We start from the raw sequence: 17,861 nt of genomic DNA, 5'->3' as shown, positions 1-17,861 counted from the left end.
CACCACAACAAAAAGGGACGCGCATCGCGTCCCTTTTTTATTTCCAGCAGCCTTAGGCCGCCCTCACACCATCGAGGAAGCGGCCGACCTCGGCCTTGAGGTGCAGGCTGTCGTCGCTCAGCACCTTCGCCGACTTGAAGATCTCATCCGACGTCTGCCCGGTGTCGTTTGCGCCGCGCGCCACGTTGCCGACATTGGCCGCAACGTCCGTCGTCACCTTGGCCGCCGCCTGCACGCTGCGCGCGATCTCCTGGGTGGCCGCGCCCTGCTTCTCCACCGCAGCCGCAATGGATGTGGCGATGCTGCTGATGCGCCCGATGGTCTGTCCGATGGCCCGGATGGCCGAAACGGACTCTTGCGTCGCCGACTGCATGTTGACGATGTGGCTGCTGATTTCATCCGTCGCCTTCGCCGTCTGCCCGGCAAGATTCTTGACCTCTTGCGCCACCACGGCAAATCCCCGTCCTGCGTCGCCCGCCCGCGCGGCTTCGATGGTGGCGTTGAGGGCAAGGAGGTTGGTCTGCTCTGCGATGGTCGTAATCAGCTTCACGACGTCGCCGATGCGCTCTCCAGCCTCCGACAGCGCAGCCATACGCTGATCGGTCTGTGCCGCCTGCTGCACGGCGTTCGCGGCAATACCGTTGGATTCCTGCACCTGCCGGCTGATCTCGTTGATGGAGCTCGACAGCTCCTCCGAGGCTGCTGCCGCGTTACGCACGTGCTCCGAGGCCTTTTCAGACGAGACGGCAGAGTCTTTGGACAGATGCGCCGTCGTCCGCGCGGTTTCCGTCAAGTGCTTCGCGGCGGTTTCAAATTGCCCGGATGAATTCAGGACATTATCGATGATCCCGCCCACATTGGCCTGGAAGTCATCGACGAATGTCCGCAGTTCCGCCTTGCGTTGTTCGACGGCCTGCTGTTCGGCGGCCTTGCGCTCCGCTTCCAGCCGGCGGCGCTCCAGGGAGTTGTTCTTGAACACGCCGAGCGTCCGCGCGATTTCGCCGATCTCATCGTAGCGCTCCGTATGGCCGATCTCGATGTGCGGATTGCCCTCCGCCAGCGAGGTCAACGAATTGGTCACCGAGCGCAACGGGCGCGTCACGAGTTTGACCAGCACCATCGTCAGCAGCAGCACCAACAACGCGCCCAGCACCGCTGCGATCGTCATCATCTCCATGGCATGGGTCAGCATCGAGTCCAGCGGCGCCGTTGCAAACCCGACATAAAGAATGCCGATGACCTTTCCGGTGGTGTTGAACACCGGCTGATATGCGGTGATGAAGCGACTGCCGAACAAAACCGCCGGCCCTTTGTACGCTACGCCTGAGCGCACCACCGATTGTCCTGGATGATCCGTTGCAAGGTGGGTGCCGACGGCGCGATCACCGTTTTCCTTTTTCACATTCGTGGTGCGCCGGACGAACTGGTTCGTGGCGTCATCATAGACGAAGATCGTGGCGGTTCCGCCGACATAGCTTGTCGCGCGATCCACCGTCTTGTGGTCCTTGAAATCGGGCATCGCGGGAATTTCGACCCGATCGACATTGCCATCCTTGATGGTGACCTTCGCATCGCCATACACTTCCGCAAATGTCAGCGCGAGGGTACGCAGATCGACTTCAAGGTCAGCTCTGGCGCGGGCATCGAATTCACTGCTCAGCGACCAATACGCTGCGCCAATCACCATGGCGGTGGTGGTTGCGATTAAAAACGCGGCGGAAATCACAGCCTTGGGGCCGAGCTTAAATCGGAAAAATGAAGGCGAACCCTTATTCCAACCGAATGCCATGGTGAGAGGTCCCGAAAATAAGTTTGCGATATGAAATGCTGAAACATGACGGGTTATATTTAACGTCTCATTAAAGCTTCATCCCGCCTGCCGGCCCGGAGATTTTGCTGGCATCTTCGCTTCTCTTCAGCATGGGCCGTATCGCAATGACACCTCCTTCCGCGCCAACCATCGTCTGGTTCCGTATAGATCTGCGGCTGTCGGACCATCCAGCTCTGTCCGATGCCGGACAGAGCGGCGCGCCGGTGGTCTGCCTCTACGTGCTGGACGAGGACAGCCCGGGCGCCCGCCCTCCCCATGGACGCCCTCTTGGTGCGGCGTCCCGATGGTGGCTCGTGCAATCGCTGCGCGCGCTGGACGAAAGCCTGCAGCGCCTGGGACAGAGCCTGGTGCTTCGCCGAGGCCGGGCCGCCGACGTCATCGCCGCTGTGGCGCGGGAAACAAAGGCAGCGCGGGTGAACTGGATCGCAAGCGACATCGCAGGCGATGCATCGGTCGAACGCGAGGTGACGAAGGCGCTCGAAGCGATCAGCGTGGAGGGCTGCGCCTTTCCGAGTGACCTGCTCGCCAAGCCCTCCAGCGTGCGCAACAAGGAAGGGCGCGGCCTGCGCGTCTTCACGCCGTTCTGGAAGCGCATCTTGAACCTTGGCGATCCGCCTAAGCCTCTGCCCGCCCCCAGAACATTGAAAGCGGGGCCACCCATCGCCTGCGACGACCTCGCCACATGGAATCTTGAGCCGACGAAACCGGATTGGGCTTGCGGCTTGCGCGAGACATGGACACCGGGCGAAGCCTCCGCGCAGACACGCCTCAAGGACTTTCTCGAGCACAACATCAAGGGCTACACAACGTTGCGCGATCGCATTGACCGCGACGGCACGTCACGGCTCTCGCCCCATCTGCGCTTCGGCGAAATCAGCCCGCGGCAGGTCTGGTACGCGGCGAACTTCGCCGCTGCGCAACGGCCTGCTGTCGCCAGCGACGTCGGAAAGTTTCTTAGCGAGCTTGGTTGGCGAGAGTTTTCGCGTCACCTGCTGTTCGATTTTCCTCAACTGGCGAAGAAAAATCTCCAGTCGTCCTTCGATGAATTTCCGTGGAAGCGGAACGCCAAAGCGCTGCGGGCCTGGCAGCGCGGCGAGACCGGATATCCGATCGTCGATGCCGGGATGCGCGAACTCTGGCACACCGGCATCATGCACAACCGCGTTCGCATGATCGTCGCCTCGTTTCTGGTCAAGCATCTGCTGATCGACTGGCGTGATGGCGAACAATGGTTCTGGGACACGCTGGTGGATGCCGATCCCGGCAACAATCCCGCAAGCTGGCAATGGGTCGCGGGCTCGGGCGCCGATGCTGCGCCCTACTTCCGTATCTTCAATCCCGTGCTTCAAGGCGAGAAGTTCGATCCCGAAGGCGCGTATGTGTCCAAGTGGGTGCCCGAACTGGCGCAGCTGCCTGCGAAGCTGATCCACCACCCGTGGGACGCGACTCCCATTGAACTCACAGCCGCCGGCGTCGTTCTCGGCAAAACCTATCCGGAGCCGATCGTCGATCACAAAGCCGCGCGTGAACGGGCGCTCGCAGCTTACAAGAAGACACGCAGCGATTAGCTCTTGGCAGGAGCCCTGCCCTTGTTCACAAGCAGAACAGCTGCGGCGCAGATCACCATTCCGGCGATGGCGATAGTATCCAGCCGTTCGTCGAACAAGAGATACGCCATCAATGCCGTCACCCCCGGCACCAGATAGAACAGGCTCGCCACGCTGGTCGCTGCCGAGCGGCGGATGAGCCAGTACAGCAATCCGACCGATCCCACCGACAGCACCACGACGAGCCACATCAGTGCCAGGACGAACTGCTCGCTCCACACGATCGTGCGCGTCTCGAACAGCCATGCGCAGATTGCGAACAACACGCCTGCTGACGCGAATTGAATCAGATTGCCCGCGCGCCAGTCGATGCCGCCGCAAAACCGCTTCTGGTACAGCGTGCCGAACGTGATGCCGAGCAATGAGACGCCCGATGCGAACCATCCCCATCCTTCGGCGCCCGCCGTCGAGCGGTTGTGCAAAACAAGCAGCGTTCCGGCGAGGCCGAGCAGCAGGCCGGTCCACTGCAGTGGCGTGACGCGCTCCCCCAGCCAGCGATTGGCCAATGTGGACGTGAGGATCGGCTGCAGTCCCGGAATGAGCGCAGAGAGCCCTGCCGGCACCGAATGGAAAATCGCCACCGATGTCCCGCCGAGATAAAAGCCATGCACCAATAGCCCGGCGACGGCGCTATGGATGACCCCGGCCCGGTCCGGCCATTTCGGTCGCGCGATGACGGCGATGATCGCCATCAGCAGAACGACAAAGATCATCCGCGTGGTGAGATAGGTCAGCGGCTCGGCCCCGCCCAGCACGTATTTCGTGCCGATGAAGCCGGTGCTCCACAGCAGCACGAACAGCGCCGGCGCCGCGCGTGCAGCGATGGATTCTGATGACGAAGAATTGGAAGGCGTGCTCATTTGCGCGACTGATTGCCCGATCATATGCTATCGAGCAATCGTCAAATGCGCCGAGCCGCGCACCCAAAAACGCAGATCAAAAATACACCTGAAAGGAAGCCCTCATGGATGTTCGCGCCGCCGTTGCCATCGCTGCCGGAAAACCGCTCGAAATCACCACGGTGCAACTGGAAGGCCCTCGCGAAGGCGAAGTGATGGTCGAGGTCAAGGCGACAGGCGTGTGTCACACCGACGAATTCACCCTGTCGGGAGCCGATCCGGAAGGTCTTTTCCCCGCCATTCTGGGTCATGAGGGCGCGGGCATCGTCGTCGACGTCGGCAAGGGCGTCACCAGCGTCAAAAAGGGCGACCACGTGATCCCGCTCTACACGCCGGAATGCCGCCAGTGCCCCTCCTGCCTGTCACGCAAAACCAACCTCTGCACCGCGATTCGCTCCACTCAGGGTCAGGGCCTGATGCCCGACGGCACCTCGCGCTTCTCGATGGGCGGCAAACCGATCCACCACTACATGGGCACCTCGACATTCGCGAACTACACCGTGCTGCCGGAGATCGCGGTGGCGAAAATCCGCGAGGACGCGCCGTTCGACAAGGTCTGCTACATCGGCTGCGGTGTCACCACCGGCATCGGCGCGGTGATCAACACCGCGAAGGTCGAGCAAGGCGCCAAGGCCATCGTGTTCGGCCTCGGCGGCATCGGCCTCAACGTGCTGCAGGGCCTGCGCCTGGCGGGCGCCGACATGATCATCGGCGTCGACATCAACAATGAGCGCAAGGCCTGGGGCGAACGCTTCGGCATGACGCACTTCGTCAATCCGACTGAAGTCGGCAAGGATCTCGTCCCTCACCTCGTCAACATGACCAAGACCAAGGAAGACCAGATTGGCGGCGCAGATTATACGTTCGATTGCACCGGCAACGTCACGGTGATGCGGCAGGCGCTGGAAGCGTGCCATCGCGGCTGGGGCCAATCGATCGTGATCGGCGTCGCACCGTCCGGCGCTGAGATCGCGACCCGTCCATTCCAGTTGGTCACCGGACGTGTCTGGAAAGGCACCGCATTCGGCGGCGCCCGCGGCCGCACCGACGTGCCGAAGATCGTCGACTGGTACATGGACGGCAAGATCCAGATCGATCCGATGATCACCCACGTGATGCCGCTCAACGACATCAACAAGGCGTTCGACCTGATGAAGCGCGGCGAGTCGATCCGGGGCGTGGTGACGTTCTAAGCGCGGCAATCGCCGTGAGCCTTGCGCTCACAAATACGACAATCGTCCTGCCGCCTGGTGCAATTCCTCAGACGGCGGGATCGAACTGGATGCGCGAATTACGTTCGCTGAAATGTGCCTTCAAACCGCCCGCGCGCGACCACAGCGCGTGCCATGGCTGACGTGAGGTCGGTCAGCGATGGCGGCTTCTGAAAGCTGAGCTTGCGGTTGAGGGCAAACAGCTCGAACACGTAGTGATGCAGTCCATGTCCCGGCAGCGCACGCGGACCGGCATAGGTCGTCTGACGCAGCATGTTGCGCCCCATCACGAATTGATGCGCTCCCTCCGAGAGCACGCCTTCCGCAATTCCTTCCAGCATTGGCGGAATGCCCGTCACCACAAGATGCACGAACGGGCGCGGCAGCGGCGCGTCGGGATCTTCCATCACCAGCGCGAGTTCAACGGTTCGCGGCGGCAGCCCGGTCCATGCGAGTGACGGCGACACGTTCTCGCCCACCCCCGCGCCTGCATAGCGCAGTGGAATGGGACCTCCATCGGTGAACGCCGAACTTGTCAGACGGATGATCGCAGGCGCGGAGGCAGCCGCAGGATGGTTCCACGCCAACTTTGCTTCACCCGCTCTGATCCGGTGAAGCGTGCGCCCGATGAAACTTACAAACGAAATGTCGACCTCCGCAGCGTGCGGTCACACGTCAGAAGAATTCTTCCGGGCAAGGATCGACGACCTTCCACAAATCCACGCCGTTCTTGAGCTTCTTCATTTGAGGCGTGAGCCCGCCATTGCGCGCGATCCACGCTTTTATCGGCGGCGTGTAATACGACATCAAATCCGACGTGCCCTCTGCACTCGTGACCTTGATGCCGAATGTGTAGGACTTGTCGTAATAGGCTTGGTGGAACCCGACGCTGGCGCGTGGCGTCACGCAAATCTTGTTCAACGGCACGATGCCGAACACCAGCGTGCAGGCCGAATTGCAGATGCCGTCGATGATGACACGCTCGCCGCTCTTTCGGATACGCTCGTACTTCGCCTTGTACTCCTCGACATAGCCGCCGTGGTCCCGCGTGATGCGCAAATCCGCCCGCGCCGGCGCGGAAGCCAGCATCGGCAGAAGGCATGCAAGCAGTACAAGGATTCGCATAGGCGGGTCAGCAATCCGCAGGTCAGGAGTTGATGGCGACGATCTTGGTGCCTCCCATCAGCACCAAGACTCTGGCGTTACTGTGTTGGAAAATCGTTAAGCATTTTTCGGTGCGGGGGAAGCGATTTGACGCACCGCCGAGCAAGCCAATGAAATATTTGTGTAATTTTGAGCACCCAAGCGACTCGGCAGCACGATACGGGAACAAATCGAGAGCGGTCCTGTTGGGCGATTGGGCCGTTTTCCCGCCCGCCAGTGTCCCGAATCCAAAGTCCGCCTCATTGTGTGAGGCTCGGTCAGTAGCGGACTTTGGATTCGAGAGGACACTGGCCAATCTATAATTCTAGTGGGGTTCAGGTTCAGAAGTTCGCTGGAAGGACCCGCCGAAAAATCGAGCGAACTTCTGAACCACCCCATTAGGGAAAGGTGATTCCATGATGAAGCATGTCATTGGGGCTACTGTTCTCGCCAGCGCACTGCTCTTGGGAACAGGCGCTCAAGCAATGCCGGCAGCGCCCGCACCATCACAAACAATCCAGGATGATCTGATTCAAGTCCGCGACGGATGCGGTGGCGGCCGGCACTTCAGCCCCGCGCTCGGCCGCTGCGTCTTGAACTACGGTGTTTACGGCGCGCCGGGGTACTACGGCGGCGGCGTATATCGCGGCGGCGTTTACCGCGGCGGATATGCCTATCGTGGCGGTGTCTATCGCGGTGGCAGATATGGCTATCGCGGAGGATATCGTGGTGGTGGCGGAAGGGTCTATCGCGGCGGAGGTCGCCGCGTCCGTTGATGTTCTGACATAGTGGAAGGCTAGTGTTCCGAATCCAAAGTTCGCCTCATCGCGCTCCGTAGCGAACTTTGGATTCGAGAGGACACTAGTAAATTTATGATTCGAGTGTGGTTTAGGTTCAAAAGTTCGCTGGAAGGACTCTCAGGAAAGATTGAGCGAACTTTTGAACCACCACACACGTACTCGCACCTGTCGACGCTTCGCTCGTGTGCGACGTCGAAGGTGCGGGAACGGCCCCTATAACCCGCTCCTGAGCGATGCGAACATCGCTCAGCTCCTCAACCCGCAAAGCAGCGCCCAGTCAGAAGTGATGGCACGATCGAAAACACGATTTAACGCGACACGGAAGCCGATCACCACGGCGTGACGAGAACGGGCTTGCATTTACTTTACGCACGCGTATACTTTGCGATGTAAAGTAAAGGTGACTGATGCGCGACCTCGACAAAGCATTAGCCGATATTATCGCAATCCGGAGTCAGCTTGCCGCGGGTACAGCCTTTCGCGGCTATGGCCCGGTCGCGATCGCCGCGACCGGCGGCCTCGCTTTGTTGACCACCTTGCTCCAGTTCATCTGGCTTGAGGATCCGACCGGCATTCCCCTGACCTTCTTCGCCGGTTGGACTGCCACGGCAGTGGTTGCTGCGGGAATGATCGGGAGTGAGATGCGGGCAAGGTCACGCCGGCATCACTCGGGCCTCGCTGATGCAATGATTTATCAAGCCGTCGAGCAGTTCCTCCCGGCTGGTGCGGCAGGTATTTTTCTCGCACTGGTGTTTTGGAAATTTGCTCCGGAAGCGATGTGGATGCTGCCCGGGCTTTGGCAGATACTCGTGAGTCTCGGCATATTCTCGTCTGCCCGCTCGCTGCCCCGCGTCGTTGCACTTGCAGGCGCCTGGTATTTTGTGGCGGGCTTTACCAGCCTCGTGTTGACGAGTGGAAGTCATGCGCTGTCGCCCTTCGTGATGGGCGTACCGTTCGTCATTGGTCAGTTGCTCATGGCAACCCTCTTGCATTTTGCGTCCGGAGAAGAAATCGATGCCGAAGACTGACGCACAGAACGCGCCGTTCTCTTATGATGGCCTCGATCGTGTCATTCACGAGAAGGCTCGTCTCGGCTTGATGACGTCGCTGATGGCGCATCCGAAAGGATTGGCTTTCGCCGATCTTAAACATCTGTGCGGCCTGACCGATGGCAATCTCAGCCGGCATCTCCAGGTGCTGCAGGAAGCGGGCTTGGTTGAAGTCACGAAGGGTTATGAAAACAATCGCCCGCACACCAGTTGTCGCCTGACCAAAACTGGCCGCCGCCGCTTCCTTGACTACCTCTCGGTCCTTGAACGGCTCGTTCATGACGCAGCCAAAGCCGCCGGCAAAGAGGACCCAGTCACACCTCGCCTGGGGCTCTCCCCCACCTGAACTGGCCTATTTTTTTTGAAAGGAAACTTTGCAATGCAAAGCACTCTCTCTTCTAAACTACACATCGGGATCATCATGGACGGCAACGGTCGTTGGGCCTCGCGCCGCAAGCTCTCGAGACTGCGAGGACACGAAGCGGGCGTTGAAGCCATCCGTCGTGTGGTCGAGGCAGCACCGCAGCAAGGCGTCGGAACGCTGACGCTCTATGCATTCTCGAGCGACAACTGGAGACGGCCCAAGGCGGAGGTCTCCGCGCTGATGGCTTTGCTGCGATCATATCTGGCAAACGAAATTGAAAGCCTGCGTCGTAACGGTGTACGCCTCACGGTCATCGGCCGGCGCGATCGTCTTCCCGATGGCCTCGCCGCCGCTATCGAAGACGCGGAGATCGCGACGAAGAGCGGACATCGCCTGCATCTGCGCGTTGCGATCGATTATTCGGCCCGCGATGCCATCTTGAGAGCAGCAACACAGGCCTCCCAACTGACTGACCTGACGCGAGAGCGTTTCGCGGAACTCATCACCGGTGAAGCGGAATTCCGCGACGTCGACCTGGTGATCCGAACCAGCGGCGAGAAACGGCTATCTGACTTCCTGTTGTGGGAAAGCGCGTATGCCGAACTGCATTTCACTGAACGGATGTGGCCCGAGTTTGACGCGGAAGATCTTGCTGAGGCCCTGAGGTCTTATCACCTGCGCGAGCGCCGCTTTGGCGGATTGCAAGCGGCGCCGTCCGAACTGGCTCTGACCTCGTAAGCCGCCGGTTTTCGCCATGCGCATTCTCCTGATCAACGTGCCGCATCCTGCCATCGGAAGCCGGATTCCTGACGACCATCTCCCGCCGCTCGGCCTCCTCGCGGTGGGTGGACCGTTGCTCGACGACGGACACGACGTCTATCTCATCGATGGTGAGTTCGGTCCCATGACGATGGAAGCCATCGTCGCCGACGCGGTTCGCTTCTGTCCTGATGCGGTGCTGTTCGGCCATTCCGGCTCGACATCCGGACACCCGGTCATCGCGGAAACCGCGTGTGCTATCGCGACGGCAATCCCCGATGCTCACATCGTCTATGGCGGCGTCTTTCCGACCTATCACTGGCGGGAGATTCTCGCGGACGAACCATACGTCACCGCGATTGTCCGCGGCGAAGGCGAAGAAACTGCGCGGCGCCTGATGAGCGCTCTGCAGCATGGCCTGCCTCTCAGCGACATTCCGGGCATTGCTTACCGTGGGGTTGATGGTCCCAAGGCAACCCGGCCTGCCGCCGTGATCCGCGATCTCGATGCCTACCGGATCGGCTGGGAGCTCATCGACCACGCGCGTTACAGTTATTGGGGCGGACTCCGGGCGGTTGTCGTGCAGTTCTCCCGAGGCTGTCCTCATCTGTGCAATTATTGCGGACAACGCGGATTCTGGACGCGCTGGCGTCATCGCGACCCGGTCCTGTTCGCAAAGGAATTGGCGCGCCTCCATCGCGAACACGGTGTCAAGGTCATCAACTTCGCCGATGAGAACCCGACGGTTTCAAAAAAGGTCTGGCGTGTCTTTCTGGAAGCCCTGATCGCGGAGAGCGTCGATCTCATACTTGTTGGATCGACACGCGCCGACGACATCGTGCGGGATGCGGATATTCTGCATCTCTACAAGAAAGCCGGTTGGGCTCGCTTCCTGCTCGGCATGGAAACCACTGACGAAAAAACGCTCGATCTCATCCGGAAAGGAACAACAACCACCACGGACCGTGAAGCCATTCGCTTGATGCGGCAGCACGGTATTCTGTCCATGGCGACATGGGTCGTGGGTTTCGAAGAAGACACCGATCGCGATCACTGGCGTGGGTTGCGTCAATTGTTGTCGTACGACCCGGACCAGATTCAGATGCTCTACGTCACGCCCCACCGCTGGACGCCGTACTTTAAATTTGCCGCCGAGCGGCAGGTCATCCAAACCGACCGGCGCCGCTGGGACTACAAGCATCAGGTCCTCGCGACGCGTCACATGGCGCCGTGGCGCGTGCTGCTTTGGTTCAAGTTTACAGAAATGGTCCTTCAGACCCGGCCGAAAGCGATCTGGCGCATTCTCTTTCATCCCGATGCCGGCCTGCGTCACGCGATGCGTTGGTACACCAAAATGGGTCGCAGGGTCTGGCCATACGAGATCATCAATTTCCTTCGTGATCGTCGACTGAAAACCGGCCCCACAGTGGCGCAGTTCTGGGGCGCTCCTCAAGATGCGGAAGAGGAATCGATGTCCTCATTGCATCCTGAACGGCAACCCCACACACGCGAAGCAGCGTAGGCCAGTGTGGCAGCAAACGGACCGCCTTGGGCACGAAAGGAATGAGCCATGAGCGAGCAAGATCTCGAGAGACAATTCCGCATGAGTGTATGGATCACCGGCATCTGGCTTACGATCATCGGGGTCGTGTGGCTCATGCTCAACATCCACCCATACTGGCTTGGAGTTCTGAACAGCTTCTTTTCACCGCCATTGGTGGGTGGTTGAACTCTTGGCTTCGCAGTCGCTGAGTTGGATCAACAACTGGAACCCGCAGGCTGGCACCGCGCCATCAGCCAAGTGGATGATCCAGACGGATTGATTTGTGTACTGACTTACCAATTAAATGGATTTAAATTAAATTAAATATTCGTACCCCGTACATTTAATTCGACCTCTGCCGTCAAGCCTCGTCGTGCGGGAGCGGCGTTATGAGTTTTTCAGAAAGCAGCGGTTCCACCGTCCACTCGCGCATCGCGCAATGGCTCTCCGAAACATTCGCGACCGTGCGTCCTAACGCTCCCCTCTCATCCCGGACCGGCGATCCCGCCGGGAGGAAACGCAGCGCGAGCGACCGAGCGGATGACGGCATCGCAGCCAACAGCAATGCGTTCAGTGATCTCTCATCGCAGGGTCTTCTGCAGAGTGCGTTCATCGCAGCCTCAGACGCCGTCGCGCATCCACTGCCGTCGGAGCCTACGGATGACGCTGCGGACTCGACTGCAGAGCAGTCGGCAACGACCACAACCGGCGATTTCCGCATCGGCGCAATTCCCTCCATCAAAGATGACAGCGCCGCGCCACTGGCGGCTGACGACGTGTCGAGGGCGGTGGCGATGGCCCAGAGCACGTCGGGGGCGGATGCTCTCGCCCCTGCCTCGATGACTTTGAGCACGACGGTTACCGGCTCTTCCACACCTGCACCATCACAGCCCACAGGGCTTAACGTCAGCCCGTGTTGCGGATCGTGCGGCTACATCAATTGTCCACTGCAGGCGATGGCTCAAGCGGCTACGACGAAGTTGACCGGCCAAGTGCTCGGGAGTGGATCGCCTGGCGAAGCTGATGCGGTGATGAGCCGGAGCGGTACGCTCGGCGCCTCGATGAGCGACCCGATGCTGTCGAGAAACGTCACGCCCATAACGGACTGGAACATCGCGCCCGTGATCGCCTCGAACGGGCAACTGCCCGGCGGCGGTGAGACCGGGACAGGACCGAACTCGAAGGGGTTCGGTATCCTGGGCGGTTCCGTCACGTCTCCTCAAGTCCAGGCTCAAGCGCTAGCCCAAGCCCAAGCCAGAACACTAGCTGCACCTAACCTGCTCGCGGCAGCGGCGGTGACGAATCCCATCGTGCTTGAGAACCAGAAACCCGGAAATCCCGAAAGCGAATGGGGCATTGATGGCTCGGGCGACTCGAACATCGAGGGTTTCGCGACAAACATCAGCGTCAATCACGGCACCACGATCAACTTCAAGATCAACACCAATTCGAACAATTACCGCATCGATATCTACCGGGTCGGCTACTACGGCGGCATGGGCGCGCGTAAGGTTACGACGATCCAGCACACCGGTGTGCAGAACCAGCCGGCGCCGCTGCGCGACGCAACCACCGGCTTGGTGGACGCCGGCAACTGGGCTGTCTCGGCCAGTTGGGCCGTGCCGGCAGATGCTGTCTCCGGTGTCTACTTCGCCAAGCTGACGCGTCAGGATGGCGTCTCAGGCGAGAGCCACATCCCGTTCATCGTGCGCGACGACAGCAGCCAGAGCGACATCATCTTCCAGACCGCGGACCAGACATGGCAAGCCTACAACGGATGGGGCGGAGCGAATTTCTACGGCGGCAACGGCCCCGCGACAGGTCAGGGCGCAGGACGCGCCTTTGCCGTGAGCTATAACCGGCCGATCGTGACCCGGGGCGGCATCGGCTTTGCCTCCGGCCCGCAGGACTATCTCTTTGCGGCCGAGTACCCGGCGATCCAGTGGCTGGAGCAGAACGGCTACGACGTCTCATACATGGCAGGCGTCGATGTCGACCGTTTCGGCAGCCTGCTCTTGAACCACAAGATGTATCTCGACGTCGGCCACGACGAATATTGGTCGGGCCAGCAGCGCGCCAATGTCGAGGCGGCGCGCGACGCCGGCGTCAATCTGCAGTTCTGGAGCGGCAACGAGGTCTACTGGCGCACCCGCTGGGGCAACGCGATCAGCAGCGACGGCACGCCGTATCGCACATTGATTTCCTACAAGGAGACCTGGGCCAATTCGAGCATCGATCCAACGAACCAATGGACCGGGACGTTCCGGGACCCGCGCTTCAGTCCGCCGGCGATCGGCGGTGGAAGTCCGGAGAACGCGCTGACCGGCACGATCTTCCAGGTTGACGGCGGCGGCACTCTCGAGTCGATCCGGATCCCGTTCGATGACGCTAACTTACGCTTCTGGCGCAACACCAGTGTCGCCAATCTGCAGCCGGGCCAGACGGCGGCGCTCACCAAGAACTATCTCGGCTATGAGTGGGACGAAGCGCCCGACAACGGATTCGATCCCGCAGGCCTGGTTCGCCTCTCGTCGACGACCCTCGACTCGGAGGGTTTCTATCTGCTCGATTACGGCAACACCGTCGGCCCGGGCACGGCAACGCACAACCTCACCCTCTATCGTGCACCAAGCGGCGCGCTGGTCTTCGGCGCAGGCACGGTCTACTGGTCATGGGGTCTGAGCGACAGCCACGACGGCGACAATATCCACGGGGATACTGGAACGCCCTCCGATCCGCGTGTCCAGCAGGCGATGGTCAACCTTTTTGCCGACATGGGCATCCAGCCGGCAACGCTGCAATCAGGGCTCATCACCGGCCAGGCTTCGACGGACCATACCGCTCCGACCTCCACCATCAATACGCCGCCCAGTTCCGTGGCCGCGACAGATCGCGTGACGATTTCCGGCACCGCCACCGACGCCGGTGGCGGTGTGATTGCCGGCGTCGAGGTCTCGACCGACAACGGAGCGAGCTGGCATCCAGCGACCGGCGACGAGACATGGACATATACATTCTCGCCGCAAGTCGCCGGCAACTACACAATCCGTTCCCGCGCGGTCGACGACAGCATCAATCTGGAATCACCTTCCGCTGGGCGCACGCTCAGCGTCGCCCCGGCAAACTTCTTGACCCTATTCCCCGGCTCGGCAACGCCCGAGGTTTTGAATACGGTCGATAACGGCGCGGTTGAACTCGGGGTAAAGTTCACGGCGTCTGTTGCAGGGACCATCACCGGCATTCGCTACTACAAAAGCAACCAGGATACCGGCGTTCACACCGGCACACTATGGTCGAGCACCGGCGCGGCCCTGGGCACGCTGACATTCAGCAATGAAACGACAACCGGCTGGCAGACGGCAAGGTTCGCCACTCCGATTACAATCACACCGGGCGCGACCTATACCGCGTCCTATCACAGCAATGTCGGCCACTACTCCAACACGCAGGATTACTTCACGACGAATGTCACCAGCGGCCCGCTCACCGCGCCCGCCAGCGGCAACGGCGTCTACGCTTATGGCAACAGTCAATTCCCGACGAACACCTTCCAGTCGACGAACTTCTGGGTCGACGTCATGTTCAACCCGTCGATCGGAACCAGCAACGTTCCGCCCGTTGCCGCCAATGATACCGGGATTTCAGTGCTGCTGAACACGCCTCTCACCATCGCGGCGGCATCCCTGATTGCCAATGACAGCGATCCGAACGGTGATCCGCTCACGATTACCGCAGTGAACACAAACGCGAACAGCCACGGCACCGTCGCACTCAATACCCAGAACAACACCATCACATTCACACCGCAGAGCGGCTACACCGGCGCGGCCGGCTTCAGCTACACCATCTCCGACGGACGCGGCGGCACGGCGTCGGCCAATGTCAGCCTCAACGTTACGCCAGTCCCTACCGGCGTGAGTTTCTTCACCGCGGCGAATACGCCGGCACAAACCGATCTCAGCGACGGCACGCCGCTGGAACTCGGGATGAAGTTCACCTCCTCCACCGCCGGTCAGATCACCGCCTTGAAGTTTTATCGCAGCTCGAGCGACACCGGCCCGGATCTGCTCAGCCTGTGGACCTCAACCGGCACGAAGCTGGGAAGCGCCACCTTCAGCAACACCGCGGCAACTGGCTGGCAGACCGTGATCCTGCCGACGCCGGTGAATATCAATGCCAACACCACTTACGTCGCCTCCTATCACACCAGCAACGCTTACGCGGCGACCAACAACTACTTTGCCTCCGCGGTCACAAGCGGCCCGCTGACAGCGCCCTCTTCCAGCGCAGCCGGCGGCAACGGCGTCTATAGTTATGGCGGCAACAACACCACCAGCGTCTTCCCAACCAGCACCTTCGGCGCGGCCAACTACTGGATCGATGTGGTGTTCAACGGCTCGACCGGCGGCGGCACCAACACGACACCGACCGCCGTTGCCGACACGGCTGATGCCACCGAACGCGGCGGCACGGCCAACGGCTCTGGCGGCTCATCCGCCACGGGCAATGTGCTCACCAACGATACCGACCCGGATACAGGCGACACCAAGACGGTGAGCGCCGTCAGCTTCGGTTCGACCGCAGGCACGCTTGGCTCTGCGCTCAACGGCACATTCGGAAGCCTCGTGCTCAGCGCTTCGGGGGTCTTCACCTACACGGTCAACGAGACATTGACCGCCGTGCAGGCGCTGCGGCTCTCGACTAATACGCTGACCGATGTGTTCAGCTACACCGTGCGCGACACCGCCGGCGCCACCTCCACCACGACGCTCACCGTCACCATCCACGGTGCAAATGACGCGCCGGCGCTGGCGACGCAAACCGCCAACCAGAACGCGGTGGTCGGCTCGGCGTTCTCGCTGGTGCTGCCTGCGAATACCTTCGTCGACCCCGATAACGGCGACACGCTGACCTATTCGGCGACGCTCGCCAGTGGCGCAGCCCTTCCCGCGTGGCTGGCGTTCAACGCCACCACACGCACATTCAGCGGCACGCCGGCGGCTGCAAACGTCGGCACGCTCAACGTCAGAGTGACGGCCACCGATCTCGGCAGCCTCACCACCAGCGAGACCTTCAGCATCGGCGTGACGACCACGTCAACGCCTCCGCCACCCGGCGCGGTCAGTTTCTTCAGCGCGTCGAACACGCCGGCACAGACCAGCGTCACCGACGGCACGCCACTGGAACTTGGAATGAAGTTCACCTCGTCGAGTGCAGGTCAGATCACGGCCTTGAAGTTTTATCGCAGCCCTGGCGACACCGGCCCGGATCTGCTCAGCCTGTGGACGTCCGCAGGGGCGAAGCTTGCGACCGCGACCTTCAGCAACACATCTGCCAGCGGCTGGCAGACGGTGACACTGTCAACGCCGGTCAACATCAATGCCAACACCACCTATGTCGCGTCCTATCACACCGCCGGCACCTATGTGGCGACCAATAACTTCTTTACCTCCGCTATCACCAGCAGCCCGCTGACGGCGCCATCCACATCGACATCGGGCGGCAACGGCGTCTATTCCTACGGCGGCAACAACACCACCAGCGTATTCCCCACCAGCACCTTCGGCGCAGCCAACTACTGGGTCGACGTGGTGTTCAACGGCTCGACCGGCAACACCAACCAGCCGCCGGTGGCGGCCAACGATGCCGGGCCTGCGGTGACGCTCAACACGCCCGTCGTGATCTCTGCGGCATCGTTGCTCGCCAACGACAGCGATCCGAACAATGACCCGCTGACGATTACCGCTGCGAACACAACCACAACGAGCCACGGCACCGCCGCACTCAACACGCAGAACAACACCATCACCTTCACTCCGGACACCGGCTACACCGGCGCGGCGGGCTTCAGCTACACGATCTCGGACGGACGCGGCGGCACCGCGACAGCGAACGTCAGCCTCAACGTGACCACATCAACCCAGCCACCGCCGAGCCCGGTAAGCTTCTTCAGCGCCACGACCACACCGACCCAGACCAGCCTCACCGACGGCACGCCAATCGAGCTCGGGATGAAGTTCACCTCGTCCACCGCCGGCCAGATCACTGCACTGAAATTCTACCGCAGCCCGAGCGATACCGGCTCCGACCTGCTCAGCCTGTGGACCTCGACGGGAACGAAGCTTGCGAGTGCGACCTTCAGCAACACATCTGCCAGCGGTTGGCAGACCGTGACGCTAGCGACGCCGGTGAACATCAACGCCAACACCACGTACGTCACGTCCTACCACACCAACGGCGCCTATGCGGCGACCAACAACTTCTTCACCAGCCCGCTCACCAGCGGCCCACTAACAGCGCCATCCACCACCGGCGTGGCCGGCGGCAACGGCGTCTATGGATATGGCGGCAACGGCACCACCGGTCTCTTCCCGACCAGCACCTTCGGTGCGTCCAACTACTATTCGGATGTGGTGTTCAGACCGCAGCTGGCGGCGTGAAGAGAGGATGAGGTGGAGACTGAAGCGATGCGGCTAAGAGTGGCGAAGGTAGCGGCGACGGAAGCCCGCGACTTTGCGTGATGCTTCATTGGGGCTCTTCAGTCTGGCACCTTTGGTTGCGAACGGACATGTCGTCGCGTTGTTCCGCCTCAGACCGCATATTTTCCCGCGAAGATAATTCAACCTGAGCGAGGCACAGCTTTCAGTCACGCCGC

13 protein-coding genes are annotated in these 17,861 nt (G+C 61.0%); 9 read left to right on the top strand and 4 right to left on the bottom strand.

Annotated features, from left to right (window positions below):
- Positions 1–52: 52 nt before the first annotated feature.
- A complete protein-coding gene (locus ACP0KA_RS22540; protein ID WP_424630942.1) occupies positions 53–1,789 on the bottom strand; it encodes a methyl-accepting chemotaxis protein in 1,737 nt (578 codons plus the stop codon).
- Between the two features lie 146 nt (positions 1,790–1,935).
- Here ACP0KA_RS22540 and ACP0KA_RS22535 point away from each other — a divergent pair, with 146 nt between their 5' ends.
- Complete coding sequence (locus ACP0KA_RS22535; protein WP_424630941.1) at positions 1,936–3,399, top strand: cryptochrome/photolyase family protein; 1,464 nt, start codon at positions 1,936–1,938, stop codon at positions 3,397–3,399.
- Here ACP0KA_RS22535 and ACP0KA_RS22530 read toward each other — a convergent pair.
- Entirely contained in the window at positions 3,396–4,298 is a 903-nt protein-coding gene (locus ACP0KA_RS22530; protein ID WP_424630940.1) for a DMT family transporter, read from the bottom strand. The two genes, ACP0KA_RS22535 and ACP0KA_RS22530, sit on opposite strands and share 4 nt — an antisense overlap.
- Before the next feature lie 104 nt (positions 4,299–4,402).
- Between ACP0KA_RS22530 and ACP0KA_RS22525 the strand changes: the two genes are divergently transcribed.
- A complete protein-coding gene (locus ACP0KA_RS22525; RefSeq protein ID WP_424630939.1) occupies positions 4,403–5,530 on the top strand; it encodes an S-(hydroxymethyl)glutathione dehydrogenase/class III alcohol dehydrogenase in 1,128 nt (375 codons plus the stop codon).
- A 98-nt stretch (positions 5,531–5,628) separates the two neighbouring features.
- On the opposite strand, the gene ACP0KA_RS22520 is transcribed toward ACP0KA_RS22525, so the two are convergent.
- Together ACP0KA_RS22520 and ACP0KA_RS22515 are read right to left on the bottom strand one after the other, a co-directional pair.
- Positions 5,629–6,135, bottom strand: coding sequence for a YbhB/YbcL family Raf kinase inhibitor-like protein (locus ACP0KA_RS22520; RefSeq protein WP_424630938.1), 507 nt, complete (start codon positions 6,133–6,135; stop codon positions 5,629–5,631).
- An 88-nt stretch (positions 6,136–6,223) separates the two neighbouring features.
- Positions 6,224–6,673, bottom strand: coding sequence for a hypothetical protein (locus tag ACP0KA_RS22515; RefSeq protein WP_424630937.1), 450 nt, complete (start codon positions 6,671–6,673; stop codon positions 6,224–6,226).
- 434 nt (positions 6,674–7,107) lie between these two features.
- Between ACP0KA_RS22515 and ACP0KA_RS22510 the strand changes: the two genes are divergently transcribed.
- From ACP0KA_RS22510 to ACP0KA_RS22480, 7 genes are all read left to right on the top strand, one after another.
- Complete coding sequence (locus ACP0KA_RS22510) at positions 7,108–7,467, top strand: hypothetical protein (RefSeq protein ID WP_424630936.1); 360 nt, start codon at positions 7,108–7,110, stop codon at positions 7,465–7,467.
- A gap of 431 nt (positions 7,468–7,898) precedes the next feature.
- Positions 7,899–8,519: a hypothetical protein gene (locus ACP0KA_RS22505; RefSeq protein WP_424630935.1), complete on the top strand. Its 621-nt coding sequence runs from the start codon at positions 7,899–7,901 to the stop codon at positions 8,517–8,519.
- Positions 8,506–8,886, top strand: coding sequence for a transcriptional regulator (locus ACP0KA_RS22500; RefSeq protein WP_424630934.1), 381 nt, complete (start codon positions 8,506–8,508; stop codon positions 8,884–8,886). Before ACP0KA_RS22505 ends, ACP0KA_RS22500 begins: the two co-directional genes overlap by 14 nt.
- 33 nt (positions 8,887–8,919) lie before the next feature.
- On the top strand, positions 8,920–9,642 hold the full coding sequence (locus ACP0KA_RS22495) for a di-trans,poly-cis-decaprenylcistransferase (RefSeq protein WP_424630933.1): 723 nt from the start codon (positions 8,920–8,922) through the stop codon (positions 9,640–9,642).
- Between the two features lie 16 nt (positions 9,643–9,658).
- Positions 9,659–11,185, top strand: coding sequence for a magnesium-protoporphyrin IX monomethyl ester anaerobic oxidative cyclase (gene bchE, locus ACP0KA_RS22490; RefSeq protein WP_424630932.1), 1,527 nt, complete (start codon positions 9,659–9,661; stop codon positions 11,183–11,185).
- 48 nt (positions 11,186–11,233) lie between these two features.
- Positions 11,234–11,392, top strand: a complete 159-nt coding sequence (locus ACP0KA_RS22485) for a hypothetical protein (protein ID WP_424630931.1) — start codon at positions 11,234–11,236, stop codon at positions 11,390–11,392.
- Positions 11,393–11,595: 203 nt separating this feature from the next.
- Positions 11,596–17,646 carry a DUF4082 domain-containing protein gene (locus ACP0KA_RS22480; protein ID WP_424630930.1) on the top strand — a complete coding sequence of 2,017 codons (6,051 nt, stop codon included), beginning with the start codon at positions 11,596–11,598 and terminating at the stop codon, positions 17,644–17,646.
- Positions 17,647–17,861: the final 215 nt, after the last annotated feature.

It is taken from the genome of Bradyrhizobium sp. SYSU BS000235 (genome assembly GCF_049747295.1).
Classification (GTDB): domain Bacteria; phylum Pseudomonadota; class Alphaproteobacteria; order Rhizobiales; family Xanthobacteraceae; genus Afipia.
The sequence above is the reverse complement of the archived record's forward strand: the minus strand, read 5'-3'. Positions and strand labels throughout refer to the sequence as shown.

What these genes read in the sequence shown, in the direction of transcription:
- ACP0KA_RS22530 (WP_424630940.1), bottom strand. Translation starts at nt 4,298, where the DNA reads ATGAGCACGCCTTCCAATTCTTCGTCATCAGAATCCATCGCTGCACGC.
- ACP0KA_RS22535 (WP_424630941.1), top strand. Translation starts at nt 1,936, where the DNA reads ATGACACCTCCTTCCGCGCCAACCATCGTCTGGTTCCGTATAGATCTG.
- bchE (WP_424630932.1), top strand. Translation starts at nt 9,659, where the DNA reads ATGCGCATTCTCCTGATCAACGTGCCGCATCCTGCCATCGGAAGCCGG.
- ACP0KA_RS22525 (WP_424630939.1), top strand. Translation starts at nt 4,403, where the DNA reads ATGGATGTTCGCGCCGCCGTTGCCATCGCTGCCGGAAAACCGCTCGAA.
- ACP0KA_RS22515 (WP_424630937.1), bottom strand. Translation starts at nt 6,673, where the DNA reads ATGCGAATCCTTGTACTGCTTGCATGCCTTCTGCCGATGCTGGCTTCC.
- ACP0KA_RS22505 (WP_424630935.1), top strand. Translation starts at nt 7,899, where the DNA reads ATGCGCGACCTCGACAAAGCATTAGCCGATATTATCGCAATCCGGAGT.
- ACP0KA_RS22500 (WP_424630934.1), top strand. Translation starts at nt 8,506, where the DNA reads ATGCCGAAGACTGACGCACAGAACGCGCCGTTCTCTTATGATGGCCTC.
- ACP0KA_RS22480 (WP_424630930.1), top strand. Translation starts at nt 11,596, where the DNA reads ATGAGTTTTTCAGAAAGCAGCGGTTCCACCGTCCACTCGCGCATCGCG.
- ACP0KA_RS22540 (WP_424630942.1), bottom strand. Translation starts at nt 1,789, where the DNA reads ATGGCATTCGGTTGGAATAAGGGTTCGCCTTCATTTTTCCGATTTAAG.
- ACP0KA_RS22495 (WP_424630933.1), top strand. Translation starts at nt 8,920, where the DNA reads ATGCAAAGCACTCTCTCTTCTAAACTACACATCGGGATCATCATGGAC.
- ACP0KA_RS22485 (WP_424630931.1), top strand. Translation starts at nt 11,234, where the DNA reads ATGAGCGAGCAAGATCTCGAGAGACAATTCCGCATGAGTGTATGGATC.
- ACP0KA_RS22510 (WP_424630936.1), top strand. Translation starts at nt 7,108, where the DNA reads ATGATGAAGCATGTCATTGGGGCTACTGTTCTCGCCAGCGCACTGCTC.